This window comes from Acinetobacter calcoaceticus, from assembly GCF_051947995.1.
GTDB lineage: Bacteria > Pseudomonadota > Gammaproteobacteria > Pseudomonadales > Moraxellaceae > Acinetobacter.
Genome location: NZ_JBLVVH010000015.1, coordinates 1 through 19,125 on the forward strand (window position 1 = coordinate 1; position 19,125 = coordinate 19,125).

The following is a 19,125-nucleotide window of genomic DNA, read 5'->3' on the forward strand; positions in this document are numbered from 1 at the left end:
CAAGTTTTTATCTGCATCACCGCCGATGGATGTGCATTCTACAGTATTTCAGACCGGATGCAACCCTGTTTTTTATTATTTTCTTTTGCATGTTTCTTTTTTCTACAAAACTGATGTTTTCGTTGTTTTTATCATCTATTTACGTATAAAAAGCAGGCTCTGGGCCTGCTTTTTATAATTTTTATTTCGATTTAGTCGGTGAAAGTCACACGTGCAATCGCTTTTTTACCTGACTGAATGATTAAAGTGACATTTTCTTTGACAGAGTAGCTCATATCCACCACATTCCAGTCGACTTTAACCGCGCCACGACCCACCGCGTCTTTTGCAGCAGCAGCATTCGGGTTTAAACCTGCAACGCGCAGAATAGTTGCAATAAACAACTCGCCACCAAACTCGCCACGAGAAATCGTTACTTCAGGGGTATCTTCTGGCACTTCACCTTCAGTTACACGGTTACCTGCACTTTTATGTGCATTTTCTGCCGCTTCTGCATCATGGAAACGTTCCACCAGCTCAAGTGCCAAAATACGTTTGATCTCTTGTGGATTGCGTCCCGCAGCCATCTCATCAAGCAAGACTTTTATTTCATCCAGTGATTTAAAGCTGAGTAAATCAAAGTAGCGCTCAATCAGGCTATCTGGCATCGACAGGATTTTTTGGTACATCGCACCTGGTGTGTCAAATACGCCAATATAGTTGCCTAAAGATTTAGACATCTTATTAACGCCATCTAAGCCTTCAAGAATTGGCACAGTAATACACACTTGTGATTCCTGACCATAGCGACCTTGCAAGGTACGGCCCATCAACAAGTTAAACGTCTGGTCTGTTCCGCCTAATTCGACGTCTGCTTCAAGCGCAATCGAGTCATAGCCTTGTACCAATGGGTAGAGGAACTCATGAATCGCAATCGGCTGATGGTTGTTATAACGCTTGGTGAAATCATCACGTTCTAACATACGCGATACCGTTTGCTGGCTTGCCAACTGGATTAAATCAGCAGCGGTTTTTTGACTAAACCATTCTGAGTTAAAACGGACTTTGGTTTTATTTGGATCTAGGATTTTAAAAACTTGTTCTTGGTAGGTTTTTGCATTGGCAATGACCTGCTCTTGTGACAACGGCGGACGCGTTGCGCTCTTACCCGTTGGGTCACCGATCATGGCCGTATAGTCACCAATCAGGAAAGTCACTTCATGACCTAAATCCTGAAAGGTTTTTAATTTATTGATCAGAACAGTATGTCCCAAGTGTAAATCAGGAGCCGTAGGGTCAAAGCCTGCTTTTACACGGAGAGGACGATTCTCTTTCAGTTTTTTCAGTAAATCTTCTTCAGAGATAATCTCGTGCGTGCCTCGTTGAATGAGAGCAAGCTGTTCTTCGGCTGGCAAGAAATTTGACATCACAAAACCTAAACACATCAGTTATTCAATTTGTGCGATATACTAACATTTTTTCAGCATCTTGCAGGATAAGTTGTATATGAGCGCGATCTATATTGGTGTAATGACAGGCACGAGCATGGATGGTGTTGATATTGTTGCAACTTCATTCGATCCTTTAACACTGCATGCCACACTCACCGTGCCTTTTGAGCCAGAATTGCGTGATGAATTGATGGCATTAACGCTGCCTGACGACAATGAAATTGACCGTATGGGTAAAGCCGATGTCGCCTTGGCACAAATGATCGGGCACGGCATCAATCAACTGATTGAGAAAAATAATTTAGACCGCACGCAAATTAAAGCCATCGGCTCACATGGGCAAACTATTCGTCATCGTCCTGAGCATGGCTTTACCTTGCAAATCGGTGATCCCAATATCATCACTGAAATCACGCAACTGCCTGTGGTTTCGGATTTCCGCCGACGCGATATGGCTGCTGGCGGGCAAGGTGCACCTTTAGTTCCGGCGTTCCATCAGGCGTTGTTTCAGCATGACAGTATTCATCGTGTGATTCTAAACTTAGGCGGGATTGCCAATATCAGTATGTTGCCTGCCAACAATGCAGACGGCGTTTATGGCTTTGATACAGGCCCGGCCAATATCTTGATGGATGGCTGGTGCCATCGTCATACCGGTCATCCTTATGATGAAAATGGCGACTGGGCGGCCTATGGTAATCCGATTCGCTCGCTGTTAGATCGTTTGCAAAGCCATGAGTTTTTTGCCAAAGAACCGCCAAAAAGTACGGGTCGTGAAGACTTTAATCTGGAATGGTTAGATGAACAGCTCAGTGACTGGCGCAATGACCTGGGCTATGACGAACTGGAAGATACGCCAGAAAATGTTCAGGCCACCTTGATGAAACTGACCACACGCGCCATTAAGAAAGCCATTTATCGCAGCAAAGAGGCAATGCCGACAGGCGAAATCTACGTATGTGGTGGTGGGGCGTATAACTCGCATTTACTTGAACAGTTGCGCTGGCGCTTGCGTAAACATAACTGGTCGGTACAAACCACAGATGCGCTGGGTTTAGCGCCAACATGGGTAGAAGCAACAGCCTTTGCCTGGCTCGCGATGCGTTTTGTAGAACAGTTGAGCGGCAACCTGCCCGCAGTGACTGGTGCATCAGGTGATCGTATTTTAGGAACCATCACCGTGGTATAAGAATAAAAAAAGCTTCTCAACTGGAGAAGCTTTTTTTATCACAAGAATCTATTAAATCGAGAAAGATGAACCACAGCCACAGGTGGTGGTCGCATTCGGGTTTTGCACCACAAAACGTGAACCTTCCAGTCCTTCCAGATAATCAACCACTGAACCGACCAGATATTGATAGCTAAGTGAATCGACCAGCATTTTCACATCGCCATTCACAAATTCAGCATCATCTTCATTGACACTTTCAGCAAAGTTAAAGCCGTAAGAGAAACCTGAACATCCGCCACCCGTTACATAAACGCGTAACATAAGGTCGTTATTCCCTTCACTTTCGCGTAGTTGGCGAACTTTGTTGGCAGCATTATCTGACAATTCTAGAGCTTGGGCGTTCATGATGGATATTCCTCAGACTTCAATACGTCTTTCATAAATAAAAGACCCGATATGTAGTATAGCATACTCAATATCGGGTCTGTATTTGAAGTTTTAAAGTGCGTTTACAAGATTATTTATAGTTCTCCTCCTGTAAGCCACATTCAAAATTCTTGGCATCTTCACGGCAACGGAATTGCCATAATAGTTTCATCATACGCTTGTCATAAATCCCTTTAGCGGTCAGGTTGATACGCGCTTCACGCATCAGTTTTTGATAGCCAGGCTTGTCTGCGGCAGGCACTTCCATCCAGTATTTTTGAGGAATGTCTGCTTTCATTTTACCCAGAATACCAAACGCGCGTGGTAATTGCGCTTTCACCCACTCACGAGATTTTTGGCCAAAGCCTGTTGGAAATTTATCAGGATGAATAATCAGGTTGCCCGTCACCTGCAAGATTGGATAATTCACAATTGCACCTTTGGTCCCTAAACCCTTATAAAGTTCCAACGGTTTAAATGCAGCGGCAGGCGCACCAATGATATCGACCTGTCCGTTATTAAATTTAGCGCCAAAGTTAGTAATATCGGAGCTAACTGCTTGTGCACCGACCTGTGAAGCCATGATTTTTTGTGCTTCATCATAGTCCAGTACGGCGATTTTCTTACCCGCAGCTTTAGCTACGGTATTGATATTACGGTCATTTACCAATAAGTAGGCATCACCCACAGGAATCACCCCCACCACTTCATATTTGCCATTCACCATGGCTTTGGCAAAGGTTGGACTCGCAAGGCCCTGCATGACTTTCACGGCGAGTTTAAGATCGGTAATTGCTCCAATTGCATCCAATGACCCTGTAAACGGGTTAAACTGACGACCACGCATCCCTGTGATACTGACCCCATCACATTTACCTGCTTTGAAATCTTCAGCAATAACCGCTTCATTGGTGCCCACTTTAAGCTCAATATCTGCGCCCCAGTTTTTTGCAGCCAGTTGGTAATCTTTCATCAAGGCATAAACATCACCGCTTTTGCCGACGATATCGAATACACAAATTGTTTGTTTGGCCTGAGCTCCCGCAGATGCCGCCGCGATCCCTGTTGCAAGTAATAATGTTTTAAACCATTGCATTTTATTGTTCCTTTGCATCTATGCTGATTGTTGTTGCACTACACCCAAAATTTAAAATCCCGGTCCATCCTGTTCAGATTTCATATAAATCTATGTTGTTATGCAGTCGTGTTTCATCGTCCAGACCAAACCTATTTTTCGATCTTTCAAGATTCTATCTGGTCTTTATATCTTTCTATCATTACGATCTTTCAATCTAAACACAATGACTCAAATGACAGTGGTAAAAAAACAAAAAGCCTAGATGAATCTAGGCTTTAAGTACACTTTATGGCAATTAAGGATTATTCACCCGGTAATGCACATTCAAAGTTTGCTTTGTCTACTGAACAACGTGCTTTCTTCAATACAGACATCATGCCAGCATCGTAAATACCACGTTTAGTAAGATCCATACGACCGTCACGTAACAGTTTTTGGTATTTCAGATTGTCTTCAGCGCTTAAGTTCATTTTGTATTTTGCTGGAATTTCAGACTCGTAACGCTTGATCATTGCAAAAGCTTTTGGCAATTGTTTCACGAAGTAGTCACGAGATTTTTGACCAAAACCAGCAGGGAATTTTTCTGGACGAATCACAAGATCCGCAGTCACCTGTAACACAGGGAAGTTAAACATTGCACCATTCGCGCCTAAACCTTTGCTTAATTCTAATGGTTTGTAGGCATAAGCAGGTGCACCCACCATATCAACCTGACCATTGTTGAATTTCGCAGCGAAGTTTGAGATGTCAGAAAGAACCGCTTGCGCGCCTACGCGTTGTACCATGATTTTTTGCGCATCGTCATAACCCAATACCGCGAATTTTTTACCCGCTGCTTTTTCAATTGAGTTAATGCTCTTGTCACGTACGAAAATGTAAGCGGCACCTAGCGGAGAGATACCCGCAACTTCGTATTTGTTACCACCTAAATTGGTTGTCATTTTTGCAGCATTACGCGCATCAAGAACATAGGTAATGGCACGTTGTGCTACTGCATTACTTGGTGCGCCACCAAGCGAGTCCACAGAACCCGCAAATTTGTTATATGGACGAGCACGCATTGCTGTCATCGCTACAGCAGCACATTTACCCGCTTTAAAGTTATTGTCCGCAACCTGTTCATCCGTGATTGCAAGCAGGTTGACATCAGCGCCCCAGCCTTTTGCTGCGAGTGCCCAGTCCTGCATCATTTTGTATGATTCACCTGACTTTCCTAATAAGTCGAATACACACACATCAATTGCTGCTTGAGTAGAAGCAGATACACCAAAGATCGAAGTTGCTGCAAGAGCAAGTACCATTTTTTTCATATTTTTCATCCTTTCACAAACTTTATGTTTGTCTCCTTGTTCGAAGCAAATATTAATCATGTTTTTTGAAAAAAAATAGAGCTTCTACTCTATTTTTATGACTGGATTGTTTATTTTTCACCCTCTTTTATCTCTTTCTATTATTTTAATAGGCATTTTTGTTATATATGCCCAAGTTTGTGTATCAATTTATCTCTCAGTTGTTGTTCTCCTGTTTTATTCACCACTCAGGGTACACTCAAAATTGGTCCGCTCTACCGTACAACGGGCGCGTTTAAGTACATTCATCATACTCGCATCATAAACACCTTGCTTGGTTAAATTCATGCGCCCATCACGCAACATTTTTTGATAACGGGTTTTATCTTCATTGGTCAAGGTAATCTTTTTGGCATTCATGCCTGCCTCTAAACGTTGCACCATGGCAAAGTTACTCGGCAATTTATTGACAAACCATTTACGTGATTGCGGACCAAAACCAGCAGGAAATTTTTCCGGACGAATAATCAGGTCACCGGTAATATTCACCACGGGAAAATTAAACAATGCACCATTGGCCAGTCCCTTACTGATTTCCAGAGGCTTATAGGCATAAGCAGGGGCAGCAATCACATCGACCTGCCCACTATTGAATTTTTTTACAAAATCAGAGATATCCGATGGCACTGCCACCAGATCAATACTTTCAACAATTGCTTTTTGTGCCTGATCATAATGTAAATACGCAAATTTCTTACCTTTGGCCTTTTCTATAGTGTCGATCTTTTTATCACGAACAAAAATGTAGGCCAGCCCGACCTGAATAATGCCGGCAACTTCGAATTTTTCGCCATTCATTGTCGCAGTTAAACGATGCTGATTGCGTTTATCCAGCACATAGCTAATCGCCTTTTGTGCAATGGCATTACTGGTCACCGCCCCGACAGCATCGACAGAACCTGCAAATTTATTATATTTACGGGCCCGCATCGAGGTCATATACACCCCATCACACTTGCCGGCATCAAAATCTTTTTCTGCCTTTTCCTCGTCCTGATAAGGAATTAATTCAACGTCCCCTTGCCAGGTCTTGGCAGCAAGCTTCCATTCTTCGACCAGCTTATAAGACTCCCCAGCCTTACCCAATAAATCAAATACGCAAATGTCCTGTTTTGCCTGTGCAGGAGTTGCCATGACCAAGAGCGCCGTAGCACTCAATGCCCAAAGTCCTTTTTTCATCTTGTTTTCCCTTTCTACCCTATATTGCACAATTTTCCATCAGTGCCTGATCAATATAGTCAGCTTTTGCCTAAAAGCATAGCGCTTTTATATACATACGTCGGGTTTTCATCACTTTTAACCATATTGATCACAGTTTGACAATTTAAGTCCACTCCTTTTTGAGAAGGACCTCTTAACCCCCTTACTCCTCACTAAAGGGTGGATTTTGCTTATTCGCCCCCTAATGTACATTCAAAATTAGTCCGGTCGACGGTACAACGTGCCCGTTTGAGTACGTTCATCATGGTGGCATCGTAAATTCCACGTTTGGTCAGATCAATCCGTGCTTCACGCAAGATGCGCTGATAACGGGTTTTGTCTTCCTGATCCAGACTGATTTTATATTTGGCGGGTAATTCCGTTTCAATTCGCTGGATTAAGGCAAAATTGGTATTGAGCCGACTGAGAAACCACTGTCGTGAGTTTTGCCCAAAATTGGTCGTGAACTTTTTAGGACGAATAATCAGATCCATGGTCATGTTGACCGCAGGAAAAGTAATGATGGCACCGTCATTGCCCAAACCTTTATAAATTTCCAAGGGTTTATAGGCATAGGCTGGCGCTGCCATAATATCGGCCTGCCCTTGATTAAATTTCTTGGCAATATCCGAGATATCCGAAAGTACAGCTTGCCCGCCAAGACTCCTGACCACAATTTTTTGCGCTTCGTCATAGCCCAGGACTGCAAACTTCTTGCCCCGGATTTGTTCAATGCTGTTCATTCGTTTGTCTTTGACAAAGATATAGGCCAGACCAATTTGCGAGATACCGGCTACTTCATAGCTTTGATTCGCGACCTGACTGATTAAACGGCGCTGGTTACGCTTGTCCAAAGCAAAACTAATCGCTTTCTGTGCAATCGCATAGCTGGGTACCGCGCCAATCGCATCGACCGAGCCTGCAAACTTGTTATAGGCACGTGCACGCATTGAGGTCATATACACGCCCTCGCAACGACCTTGTTCAAAATCATGTTCAGCCATCGCCTCATTCTGATAACTGACCAGATTGATTTCACCCTGCCATGCGCTTGCGGCTAAGGCCCATTCTTGCATGGCCTTGTAGGCTTCGCCTGATTTCCCCATAAGATCAAATACACAAATTTTAGTTGCAGCACTGGTCTGTGTATTGATAGCCAGTATCAGCATGGCTCCCAATGTCAGAATTCCCTTCTTCATTGCCCCGTCCTAGTTAACTCTTTTTGATGTGATGTGTTGTTTTTCCTAGATTTTAAATCATAATTTGATTTTCACCACAGAAATAGAGCATTTACTCTATTTTATGATAAGCGGGTGAAATGATGATGTCTGCCTTAATCTGCAATATAAAATTTGCATTCATGAGTGATCACCTTAAAATGCAGCTATCTATTCGCTATTTTGCATGCTCATGATCCAATTTGACCAAGTTTCATTACGCCGTGGTGGGCGCGTCCTGTTCCAAAAAGCCTCAATGCAGCTTCATCCTGGCTGGAAAATTGGTCTGACTGGTGTCAATGGCGCAGGTAAATCAACTTTATTTGCAGCATTTTTAGGTGAATTGGGCGCAGATGAAGGTAATTTAAGCCGTCCGGCAGTGTGGACCGTGGCACACATGGCACAAGAAATTAAAGCGCTGGACATGCCTGCAATTGATTTTGTCCTTTCCGGCGATGAGGAATATTGGGAGATTCAAGAAAAATTAGCCCATCCTGATCAACTCAGTAATGATGAGCTTGCCCGTCTGCATGGCCGTTTTGATGAAATCCACGGCTATGCCGCCCCCGCCAAAGCAGCACAATTGATGGCTGGCTTAGGCTTTCTGGATCATCAAATCCGTTTAAATGTCGCCAGTTTCTCTGGGGGGTGGCGCATGCGTTTAAATCTGGCCCGAACCCTGATGAGTCGTTCAGACCTGTTATTGCTGGACGAACCGACCAACCATTTGGATTTAGATGCAATCCTGTGGTTAGAAGACTGGCTGAAAGCCTATGAAGGAACACTGGTTCTGATTTCGCATGACCGTGACTTCCTGGACGCAATTACTGATCATATTCTGCATATCGAAAATCAGGAACTGACGCTGTATACCGGCAATTACTCAACCTTTGAAACCACCCGCAGCGAACGTTTGGCACAACAACAACAAGCCTTTGAGAAGCAGCAAGAAACCCGTGCCCACTTACAAAAGTTTATTGATCGCTTTAAGGCCAAAGCCACCAAAGCCCGTCAGGCACAAAGCCGCATTAAACAGCTAGAGCGCATGCAACAGCTCGCCCCTGCGCATGTCGATACACCATTTACCTTTAGTTTCCGTGAACCCACCAAAATGAGTTCACCATTGCTCAGTTTAGATGCAGCAAGCATTGGTTACGGCGATAAAATCATTGCCGAAAAGATTCGCCTGCAAATCACCCCAAGCTCACGAATCGGTTTACTGGGGATGAACGGCGCGGGTAAATCAACACTGATCAAAACTTTGGTCGGGGATTTACCTTTACTTGCTGGTGAACGTAAAGCTTCTGAATTATTAAATATCGGATATTTTGCCCAGCACCAGATGGACGCACTAGATGCCAATGCCAGCCCAATGTTGCAACTGGCTCGTATTGCAGACAAGAAGATCAGTGAAGCTGCGTTACGCGCCTTCCTAGGCGGATTTGGCTTTAGCGGTGAACGTATGGACACCCCGTGTGAAAGCTTCTCTGGTGGCGAACGCGCACGTCTGGCACTGGCCTTAATCGTATGGCAGCGTCCAAACGTGCTGATTCTGGATGAACCGACTAACCATCTGGATCTAGACATGCGTCATGCCCTGACTATGGCGTTGCAGGATTTTGAAGGCGCTGTGGTGCTGGTGTCGCATGAACGTCAGTTGATTGCCAGCGTCTGTGATGATCTATTGCTGGTGCATGCAGGCAAATGCACCGAATTTGAAGGTGATTTGCAAGACTATGCCAAATGGTTACGAGAAGCACGCCAACAACAGATCAATGCACAAAGTACCGGGCAACAACAAAGCGTGGCCACTCAAGCTCCAGCCGTGAAGATCGATAAGGAGGCGCAACGTAAAGAAGCGGCACGCCGCCGTGAAATGACGCGCCCCATTCGTAAAAACATTGAAAAAGTCGAAGCTCAGATCGAAAAGGTACAGCCCCGCCTGGCAGACATCGAACAGGCGCTGGCAGATAGCGCTTTATACGACGCGAGTCGTAAAGAAAACTTAATGAAACTCATGAATGAACAAAATGAGCTAAAAGCGAAACTGGAGCAATTTGAGGAACAGCTTTTAGAATTAATGATGGAGCTAGAGGAACTGGAAAGTTCATTTGCTGAATAAAATCCAGAGATCCATAGCTGAGTTTAATACCTGTATGGATCTCTTTTTTTAAGTAAAGCCAGCTTACTCAAGATAAAAGATGATTTTTTGATAAACGTAAAAATAATGATCAGATACTTAAAAGCACTATGAATATCATGAAAAATGTCATGAATCTGTCGATAATTTAAGATAAGGTAAAACTGGAATTTTCGTAGAAAATTGAGCTTTAGGTTCAGGCTCGATATACTCAGCTCCCATTGTTGTAATGTTATAACTGACGAATGAATCCTGAGGGTTAAATTCATTTCACATTTTTTGTACTTTAATTTGGTGAGTACTCTATTTTGGATCATACAAACTGAATGAATTCTTTAGATTTTATTTTTAATTTTGAACATATTCTGCCTATTTTGGTGCAAGAATATGGTTTATGGATCTATTTTATCCTCTTCTTAATTATTTTTTCAGAAACAGCCTTTGTTTTCATGTTCTTCTTACCGGGTGACAGCTTGTTACTGACGGTTGGTGCACTATGTTCTGTGGTTGAAATTATGCATTTGGGTTATATGATCAGCCTGCTATTCTTTGCTGCAGCATTGGGCTATATGGTCAATTACCATATTGGGCGTCATTTTGGTGACCGCATTTTTAATGTGAAATCACGTTTTATCAAGCAGGAATATCTACAAAAGACCAATGTGTTTTTCCTGAAACATGGTGGAAAAACCATTTTACTGGCGCGCTTTATTCCTTTTGCACGGTCTTTCGCACCTTTAGCAGCAGGTTCTAGCAATATGAACTACACTCATTTTGTGTTGTATAACATTCTCGGGGCTTTACTCTGGATCAGTGTACTGGTAACGGCAGGTTATCTGTTTGGTCACGCCTTAATTCAAGTCAGTGATTTTGTAGAAAGTTAATCCCCTCTTAATACCGCATTGTATGATCTAGCAGGAAAGTTCGTCTTTCCTGCTTTTTTTTATCAATTCATTAATTGACAGGTTTCACGTGGAACCTAGAAAAAAAAGTAAAAGACAGGTTAAATATTTATGCCAAGAAAAATAAAAAAAAGGGAGAGTCGCTGTAAAAAAACAACAGTGCAGCAAAAAATAATATAAATATATCAAATAGTTATACAGTGTATGAAAAATAATAGACATACTGGTGAGGGATGGTACCGCACTTATTATTATTTTAATCATTACCCCGCTTCCAGTTTTGGTTACAGGGTGAAGCGCTTATTTTTTACAGCAACGCAAAAGATAAGCGCTTTTTACATGCAATTGATGCCTAAACGGATTAAGCATCAATATCTGCATTTAATGCATTTTCTTCAATGAAGGCACGACGCGGTTCTACATCATCACCCATTAAGCATGAGAACATACGATCTGCTTCGATGGCATCATCAATGGTCACCTGTAACATATTACGGTTTTCAGGGTCCATGGTCGTTTCCCAAAGCTGCTCCGCGTTCATCTCACCCAGACCTTTATAGCGCTGGATCATCATACCGCGGCGCGAGTCTTGTAAAATATGCTGCCACACTTGGTGGAAGCTGTTAACCTGAATACGGCGCTCACCTTTTTGCAGATAAGCCCCTTCTTCGAGCAATTTAAACCAGCTCTTCGAGTTCTTCAGTAAACGTGCGTATTCAGCAGAATTTAACAGACCGGCATCAAGTAGATAAGAATGCGGTAAGTTATGCACATAGACGGTCACACGAGGCCAGTAATGCGCTGATTTCTCACCTTGCGCATTTTCACGCTCAAATGCTTCCAAGCTAATTTCAGGACGTAAGCTTGGTTGTAACTTCTCAATCGCTACACGTAATTGCTCAGCCCATGCTTCAACATAATCGCGTTCATGGTTGTGATCCGATTTGAATGCATCCAGCTCAAGCAAGCCATCCAGTAAACTTGCCGGATAACGTTGCGTTAAGCGCTGCAAGCTCTTTTGCGATACCTGATAATCAGCAATGACACTGGCCAATGCAGCGCCATTAATCGCAGGTGCTTCAGCACTCACATGTAATGCAAGTTCATCAATCGCGTTTGAGATCAGGTAAGTTTCAAGTGCATCATTATCTTTGATGTACTGCTCTTGCTTGCCTTTCTTCAACTTATACAATGGTGGCTGGGCAATATAGATATAGCCACGCTCAACCAGTTCCGGCATTTGACGGAAGAAGAAGGTCAGCAACAAGGTACGAATATGTGAACCATCCACGTCCGCATCGGTCATGATAATGATTTTGTGATAACGTAATTTGTCCGGGTTGTATTCTTCACGTCCGATACCACAGCCCAAAGCGGTAATTAAAGTTCCCACTTCCTGACTGGAAATCATCTTGTCAAAGCGTGCACGTTCAACGTTCAGGATCTTACCTTTCAACGGCAAAATAGCCTGCATCTTACGGTTACGACCTTGCTTGGCACTACCGCCCGCAGAGTCACCCTCGACCAGATACAGTTCAGACAATGCTGGGTCTTTTTCCTGACAGTCTGCCAGTTTACCAGGCAAACCAGCGATGTCTAAAGCGCTCTTACGGCGTGTCATTTCACGGGCTTTACGGGCTGCATCACGCGCACGTGCTGCATCAATAATCTTGCCAGCAATCGATTTTGCCGCTTGCGGGTTTTCAAGCAAATAAGCCGAGAACTCTTTGTTCATCGCCTGCTCGACCGCAGGTTTCACTTCACTCGACACCAGTTTTTCTTTGGTTTGTGAAGAGAATTTTGGATCTGGTACTTTCACTGAAATGATGGCAGTTAAGCCTTCACGTGCATCGTCACCGGTCACGGCAACTTTTTCTTTTTTCAGTAAGCTTTCATTTTCCATGTAGCTGTTTAAGCCACGGGTCAATGCGGCACGGAAACCTGCAAGGTGGGTACCGCCATCTTTTTGCGGAATATTGTTGGTAAAGCAGCGCACATTCTCTTGATAGCTGTCATTCCACTGCAATGCCACTTCAACGCCAATGCCGTTATCTGCATCTGTAGTGAAGTGGAAGATCTCGTTGAGATGGGTTTTACCTTCGTTAATATATTTAACGAACTCGGATAAACCACCTTCATAATCGTAAACGTGCTCAAGATTAACGCGCTCGTCACGCAATACAATGCGTACACCCGCATTCAGGAATGAAAGCTCTCTTAAACGGCGTGCCAGGATATCCACACTGAAAATGGTTTGACTAAAGGTCAATTCACTTGGCCAGAAACGAACGGTTGTCCCCGATGTGTCGGTTTCACCCACGACTTTCAATGGATATTGCGGATCGCCATGCGCATATTCCTGCTCATGGATTTGGCCCGCACGGTGAATGGTCAAATGTAATTTTTTAGATAACGCATTTACCACCGAAACACCGACACCATGTAAACCGCCCGATACTTTATAGCTGTTGTCATCGAACTTACCGCCGGCGTGCAGAATGGTCAGAATGACTTCTGCGGCAGACACCCCTTCCTCAGGGTGAATATCGGTTGGAATACCACGACCATTATCCGAGACACTCACCGATTCATCTTCATGAATGGTCACTATAATCTCGTCACAATGGCCCGCTAAAGCTTCATCGATGGCATTATCCACCACCTCAAACACCATATGGTGCAAACCTGTACCGTCATCGGTGTCACCGATATACATGCCAGGACGTTTACGAACCGCGTCTAATCCACGTAATACTTTAATACTAGAGGAATCATAAGCCTTTTCATTTGTTTGTTCTGTTTGAGAGACTGATTGAGACTCTGAACTCATGGTTACTCCCTAGTAAATATCTAATCTATCCAAAGATGAGGAAATAAAATTATGGCGCAGCAAGACTGACTTGGCCTTGGACAACGTGAAACAACTGAAAGGAAATCGACAAATCATGTAAGTGTTTTAATACCGACGTATGGTCTAAGGTCGTCATAAAAACCTGACTTCCTAACTGACTCAATCGCTCAATTAAACGTTGTTGTGCAGCTAAATCTAACTCTGCTGTCAGATCATCTAATAATACCACAGTTTCCTTGTTACTCGCATGCAGCATTGCAATTTGTGACAGTTTTAATGCCATGATTAACAACTTTTTTTGCCCACGTGATAACACGTCATCGGCATTGCCATACGGGGTTTTCAGGCGCAAATCTGCACGATGTGGACCATACTCGGTATAACGCCGTTCCTGGTCCCTTTGGTGCTGCTGAATCAGGTCCTGCAACAGCCCCTGTTCGGTATGAAAACCGGCATGATATTCCAGCTCAATTTCAAGATTTGGCAATAATTGCTGCAAATCTTCCTGAAAGAACCGGTTCCATTGCTCTACGATCCCGACCCGTTGCGAGTGCAAAATTTCGCCATAATCACTCAGCATTTTGTTCCACGGCTCTAAATCCGCCAGACTGAGGTTACGCCGTGTTTTTAGCAAGCTATTACGCTGTTTTAAGGCACGAGAATAATACTGCCAGGCAAAATAGAACTCAGGTTCCACGTGGAACATCAACCAGTCCAGCAATTGCCGTCTGGGTTTGGCGCCATGATCAATAATATCGGTACTTTGCGGATCAATATGTTGTAAGGGCAAAAGTTTTGCCAGTTGCCCTTGAGTGGCAATGGTATCGCCATTGACCTTGATCAGTTGCTCACCCGAAGCCAGTTTTTGCATGCCAATCCGTTCACTGGCCGACTGTGCGAATACGATCGCATCATCGGCCTCGTACTGAATGTAATGCTTGGGAATATGGGTGCGAAATGAGCGACCTGTGGCCAATAAATGGATAGATTCCAGAATTGAGGTCTTTCCAGAACCATTCGACCCGTAAAAAATATTAAACGGTTGCAACTCATTGAGTGCAACCGCCTTTAAATTACGTACACGTTCGATATTTAAACGCGTGATTTGCATGCTTAAAAACTCAAATCATCAATGCCAATTACACACGCATCGGCATAACAACATAAGTCTGGTCTGGATGCGCTGGATCTTGAACAAGTACCGATTGATTTGCTTCAGTCATGCTCATTCTCACATCATCACCATCCAGCACACTCAATACATCCAGGATATATTGCGCATTGAATGACATTTCCAGTGGTGCATCCTGATATTGAATTGCAATATCTTCAACCGCTTCATCTTGCTCCGGGTTATTAGCACGGAGTTGCAACGAATCCTGATTAAAATTCAGGAACACGCCACGTAATTTTTCATTACTTAAAATCGCGACCCGTTGTAAAGACTGTTTAAATACATCATGCGCAATAAAGACATGCTTATCACCACCTTTCGGAATAACACGGCGATAATCAGGGAATTTACCATCGATCAATTTAGTGGTGAAACGAACGGTAATATCCCCCTGCTCTTTATCACGGCTTGGGGTATTAATCGTGACATTCAACAATTCACGACCAATGAGCAAGGTAAGTTGTTCATCTTCAATGCTCAACAAACGCTGCAATTCACCCACCGCCTTACGCGGTACAATGGCCTGAATCGGTGCAGCAGCAGTTGAGGATGCCAATACTTCGCATAATGCCAAACGGTGACCGTCTGTGGTTACGGTACGTAATTGATTTTGATCAATTTCCAGCAAAGTACCAGTCAGATAGAAACGTACATCCTGTACCGCCATTGCAAAGGCAGTTTTTTCAAATAAACGTTTTAATTCACGCTGAGTCACCTGAACTTGTGTGCCCTGGCTATTTTCAGTGGTGAGTAAAGGATAATCATCCGCTGGAAGCGTACCCAACACAAAGCGGCTGTTACCCGATTTTAAAATACAACGCTGATCTTCTGTAATTTGTAAGTCAATCAAGGCTGCTGTTGGAAGTGATTTACAAATTTCGACCAGTTTACGTGCAGGAACAGTGGTCTCCCCTGCTTCCAGACAAGCACCTTCAGCTAACGTTGTGCTTGCCACCAGTTCAACTTCTAAATCAGAACCGGTAATGGTTAAGGCCTGTTGCGTGGTTTGAATTTTGACATTTGAAAGAATATTCAAGGTATGACGACGCTCTACAGCCCCGACCACATGGGATAACACATTGAGTAAACTTTCTTTAGCGATTTTCAAACGCACGATTTTATTCCTCTTACAACAGAAGCCGATATGAATGTTAGCAGTGTACTATGCTGCACTTAAAAGCAGTTTGCAACCATGAAAATGGAGTCAGCCGAGATTATGCTCAGGCCTAACTTTGTAATAAACGAAGTAAGTTTTTATAATCTTCATTAAAAATTGGATCTTCCTCGCGCAAGCTGACCACTTTTTCGCAGGCGTGCATCACGGTACTGTGATCTCGCCCACCGAAGGCCATACCGATTTCCGGAAAACTGTCTCCAGTTAATTCACGCGCCAATCCCATCGCCAATTGACGAGGTCGGGCATAAATACGGGTACGTTTTGGCCCAATCAGTTCTTTTAGCGGAATGCGGAAGTATTCACTGACCACACGCTGGATGTTTTCTACACTAATGGTCCGGGCACGGATCGCCAGCACGTCTTTTAAGGATTCTCTCACAACATCGAGATCGATGGCGGTCCCTTTAAATCGTGAAATTGCCACAACTTTATTCAATGCACCTTCAAGTTCACGCACGTTTGCGACCACTTGTTGCGCAATAAACAAAGCACAGTTGCGCGGTAAATCGACGCCACTATTTTCAGCTTTTTTCAGCAAGATTTCGATACGGGTTTCAATATCCGGTGGTTCTACCCCCACCGACAGTCCCCAAGAGAATCGAGAAACCAGACGTGGATCTAGTTCGGTGAGTTCTTTTGGATAACGGTCTGAAGTGAGAATAATTTGCTTGGATTCATCCAGTAAAGCATTGAATGTATAAAAGAATTCAACAAGGCTGGCTTCTTTACCGGCAAGCAAATGAATATCATCGACCAGGAGTAAATCTAAGGAACGACAATTTTTCTTAAATTCTTCAACCTTGCCTTTCTGTAATGAACTGACAAAGTCTTGTACAAAACTTTCTGAAGTCATGTACATCACCCGTGCATTGGGTTTGGCTTGTAACAGCGCATTACCGACCGCTTGCATCAAGTGGGTTTTACCCAAACCTGTTGGGCCATACAAAAATAAAGGATTGTGCTGAGATGCACCTAATTGGGTTAACACCTTACGGCAAGTCTCAGCAGCCATCTGGTTAGAACGGCCTTCAACAAACAAAGAGAATGTAAATAACGGATTGAGTTGTCTTTTCTTCGGTATTTTCGTGACATTTTGGCCGGGTTGGACCAGATCAGATTCTTTCTTGGCTTTAACCGGTACGGCAGTGGCGGTTGGCGCACTACTTAAAGCTGCAGTGGTCGTGGCTGGTTGTTCATTCGAAGACAAAATTGTCCCTGGGCGAGAGTCGACCAAAATCTCAACCTGACGTACGCGACCTTCAGATAGTTGTTCAGCAAGAATTGAAATCAATTCTAAATGGTTATCTTGAATATAACGGGTCCAATAAGGGTTCGGTGCGTATAAACGCATCACACCATCAACCTCTTCGGCAACTAAAGGACGAATCCACATCGCAAAGACGTTATCAGAGAGCTCTTGTCGCAAGCGAGTTAAGCAGTCTGTCCAGAGCATGTGCATCCCCTATATATCCATTTTTAAATTCAAAAAATAAAAATCACCAACCCCATCTTTCGAAGGGGTCGCCATTCTAACCAAGTTATCCACATCTGTCAGGCCAATTTATGGAACTTTTGCTGAAAAAGAAAGCAGTCGTTTATAAATTTAAATTCAAAACCACTTGTGTATAACTTTTTGCACAAGCTGTGGATAATTTCAACCATCAAGTTATCCACAATCTATAAAATTGATAAAAACATGGTTATCCACAAAGTAACTATATGTTTATTTATAGAAAAACATCACTTTCCACAGAATAAATCCACCCTAATAAGAATAAATTTAAATTTTAAAATTTGAATTTACTTATAGGGGTTCGACTAGATTGTGGATAACCGAGCATATCGAAATTTAAATTCAAAATCCAAGAATTAAATTTAAATTAGAAAATGAATTGTTGATAACTCTGGTATTAAACTGTGAATATAGCTGAATGTTGATATAATATAAAGAGATAGCTTGTGTATATTTTTTGTTTTCAATAAAACCAGTTCTCTACGCGTAACGCTATTGCTTCAAAACAGAACAAAGAAAATGTAAAGTTTTTGATTTTTCATTGACAGCGTAAACATTGCACAATAAAATCGCGGACCTTTATAGAAAGATCATTTTGGAGTTTCGAAATGAAACGTACTTTCCAACCATCTGAATTAAAGCGTAAACGCGTTCATGGTTTCCGCGCTCGTATGGCTACTAAAGCAGGTCGTCAAGTTTTAGCTCGTCGTCGTGCAAAAGGTCGTCATAGCTTAACTGTTTAATACTGTTAAGCTGACCAGACTTGGGTGATGACACTTTACAGTTTCAGTACTGAATCTCGTATTCGTTGTGCTGCTGATTATAAAAGTGTATTTGATGGTGCGCTTTTTAAAGTGCATCAGCCCCATTTCCTTTTTTTAGCAAAATTAACCGAACAGCCGAAAAGCCGTTTGGGTGTTGTCGTTGCTAAAAAAAAGGTACGTCGTGCTCATGAACGAAATCGAATAAAACGTCTTGCTCGGGAGAGCTTTCGTTTACATCAAGCGCAATTTAATGCTGATATCGATATTGTGGTGATGCCTAAAGTAGGCATAGAAGCAATCTCAAATGAAGAATTACATCAACAATTAGATTTTGCTTGGCAAAAATTACAACGCTTAGCAAAGAAGCATTCCAAAGTCGTTGTGACATCCCTCCAGAATTAGAGATCTCCAATGGTACGTTTACTTCATTGGTTGATACGATGTTACCAGATTGCAATTAGTCCATTATTGGGTCCTCGTTGTCGCTATATTCCCACGTGTTCGCAATATGCAATTGAAGCTTTACAAACGCATGGTGCGGTTAAAGGGGTATGGCTATCGACTCAGCGGATTTGCCGTTGTCATCCTTGGGGTGGTTCAGGCTATGATCCAGTGCCCCGCAAAGCACTTCGTTTTATTTCGTTTCATCAAATAGATTCTCAAATGCATCACGTTGCTGTACCCTTTCGTGATCGTTTATTCAAGCAAAATCTCTCTAATCATTTGGGATAAT

General features: G+C 43.1%; 16 protein-coding genes. 6 read left to right on the forward strand and 10 right to left on the reverse strand.

Annotated features, from left to right (window positions below; all coding sequences use genetic code 11):
* Positions 1-191: 191 nt before the first annotated feature.
* Positions 192-1,424 carry a tyrosine--tRNA ligase gene (gene tyrS, locus ACNQO6_RS17605; protein WP_009506246.1) on the reverse strand — a complete coding sequence of 411 codons (1,233 nt, stop codon included), beginning with the start codon at positions 1,422-1,424 and terminating at the stop codon, positions 192-194.
* A 61-nt stretch (positions 1,425-1,485) separates the two neighbouring features.
* Between tyrS and ACNQO6_RS17610 the strand changes: the two genes are divergently transcribed.
* Positions 1,486-2,619 carry an anhydro-N-acetylmuramic acid kinase gene (locus tag ACNQO6_RS17610; RefSeq protein WP_005228146.1) on the forward strand — a complete coding sequence of 378 codons (1,134 nt, stop codon included), beginning with the start codon at positions 1,486-1,488 and terminating at the stop codon, positions 2,617-2,619.
* A 51-nt stretch (positions 2,620-2,670) separates the two neighbouring features.
* Here the strand turns inward: ACNQO6_RS17610 and erpA are convergent, their stop codons facing one another.
* The 5 genes from erpA to ACNQO6_RS17635 all read right to left on the reverse strand — a co-directional run bounded on the left by erpA (position 2,671) and on the right by ACNQO6_RS17635 (position 7,853).
* The gene (erpA, locus tag ACNQO6_RS17615) at positions 2,671-3,006 is read right to left on the reverse strand and encodes an iron-sulfur cluster insertion protein ErpA (protein WP_005281616.1); all 336 of its coding nucleotides are present in this window, start codon (positions 3,004-3,006) and stop codon (positions 2,671-2,673) included.
* 112 nt (positions 3,007-3,118) lie between these two features.
* Entirely contained in the window at positions 3,119-4,123 is a 1,005-nt protein-coding gene (locus tag ACNQO6_RS17620) for a putative solute-binding protein (protein WP_440209803.1), read from the reverse strand.
* Between the two features lie 284 nt (positions 4,124-4,407).
* Positions 4,408-5,415 (reverse strand): putative solute-binding protein, encoded by a 1,008-nt coding sequence (locus ACNQO6_RS17625; RefSeq protein ID WP_440209804.1) that lies wholly within the window; start codon positions 5,413-5,415, stop codon positions 4,408-4,410.
* 216 nt (positions 5,416-5,631) lie between these two features.
* Entirely contained in the window at positions 5,632-6,633 is a 1,002-nt protein-coding gene (locus tag ACNQO6_RS17630; RefSeq protein ID WP_343581719.1) for a putative solute-binding protein, read from the reverse strand.
* A gap of 212 nt (positions 6,634-6,845) precedes the next feature.
* The gene (locus tag ACNQO6_RS17635; protein WP_440209805.1) at positions 6,846-7,853 is read right to left on the reverse strand and encodes a putative solute-binding protein; all 1,008 of its coding nucleotides are present in this window, start codon (positions 7,851-7,853) and stop codon (positions 6,846-6,848) included.
* A 211-nt stretch (positions 7,854-8,064) separates the two neighbouring features.
* Here ACNQO6_RS17635 and ACNQO6_RS17640 point away from each other — a divergent pair, with 211 nt between their 5' ends.
* The gene (locus ACNQO6_RS17640) at positions 8,065-9,993 is read left to right on the forward strand and encodes an ATP-binding cassette domain-containing protein (RefSeq protein ID WP_440209806.1); all 1,929 of its coding nucleotides are present in this window, start codon (positions 8,065-8,067) and stop codon (positions 9,991-9,993) included.
* 344 nt (positions 9,994-10,337) lie between these two features.
* Positions 10,338-10,895 (forward strand): VTT domain-containing protein, encoded by a 558-nt coding sequence (locus tag ACNQO6_RS17645; protein ID WP_343581740.1) that lies wholly within the window; start codon positions 10,338-10,340, stop codon positions 10,893-10,895.
* Between the two features lie 379 nt (positions 10,896-11,274).
* Here the strand turns inward: ACNQO6_RS17645 and gyrB are convergent, their stop codons facing one another.
* The 4 genes from gyrB to dnaA all read right to left on the reverse strand — a co-directional run bounded on the left by gyrB (position 11,275) and on the right by dnaA (position 17,568).
* Positions 11,275-13,743 (reverse strand): DNA topoisomerase (ATP-hydrolyzing) subunit B, encoded by a 2,469-nt coding sequence (gene gyrB / locus ACNQO6_RS17650; protein ID WP_440209807.1) that lies wholly within the window; start codon positions 13,741-13,743, stop codon positions 11,275-11,277.
* 49 nt (positions 13,744-13,792) lie between these two features.
* A complete protein-coding gene (recF, locus tag ACNQO6_RS17655) occupies positions 13,793-14,875 on the reverse strand; it encodes a DNA replication/repair protein RecF (RefSeq protein ID WP_440209808.1) in 1,083 nt (360 codons plus the stop codon).
* Between the two features lie 28 nt (positions 14,876-14,903).
* A complete protein-coding gene (gene dnaN, locus ACNQO6_RS17660; protein WP_005228168.1) occupies positions 14,904-16,052 on the reverse strand; it encodes a DNA polymerase III subunit beta in 1,149 nt (382 codons plus the stop codon).
* A gap of 112 nt (positions 16,053-16,164) precedes the next feature.
* The gene (gene dnaA / locus ACNQO6_RS17665; protein ID WP_032876611.1) at positions 16,165-17,568 is read right to left on the reverse strand and encodes a chromosomal replication initiator protein DnaA; all 1,404 of its coding nucleotides are present in this window, start codon (positions 17,566-17,568) and stop codon (positions 16,165-16,167) included.
* A gap of 668 nt (positions 17,569-18,236) precedes the next feature.
* Here dnaA and rpmH point away from each other — a divergent pair.
* From rpmH to yidD, 3 genes are read left to right on the forward strand one after another with little or no spacing between them, the layout of a single operon-like run.
* Positions 18,237-18,371, forward strand: a complete 135-nt coding sequence (gene rpmH / locus ACNQO6_RS17670; protein WP_000831329.1) for a 50S ribosomal protein L34 — start codon at positions 18,237-18,239, stop codon at positions 18,369-18,371.
* A gap of 27 nt (positions 18,372-18,398) precedes the next feature.
* The gene (gene rnpA / locus ACNQO6_RS17675) at positions 18,399-18,794 is read left to right on the forward strand and encodes a ribonuclease P protein component (protein ID WP_440209809.1); all 396 of its coding nucleotides are present in this window, start codon (positions 18,399-18,401) and stop codon (positions 18,792-18,794) included.
* Between the two features lie 9 nt (positions 18,795-18,803).
* Entirely contained in the window at positions 18,804-19,124 is a 321-nt protein-coding gene (gene yidD, locus ACNQO6_RS17680; protein WP_343581407.1) for a membrane protein insertion efficiency factor YidD, read from the forward strand.
* Position 19,125: the final 1 nt, after the last annotated feature.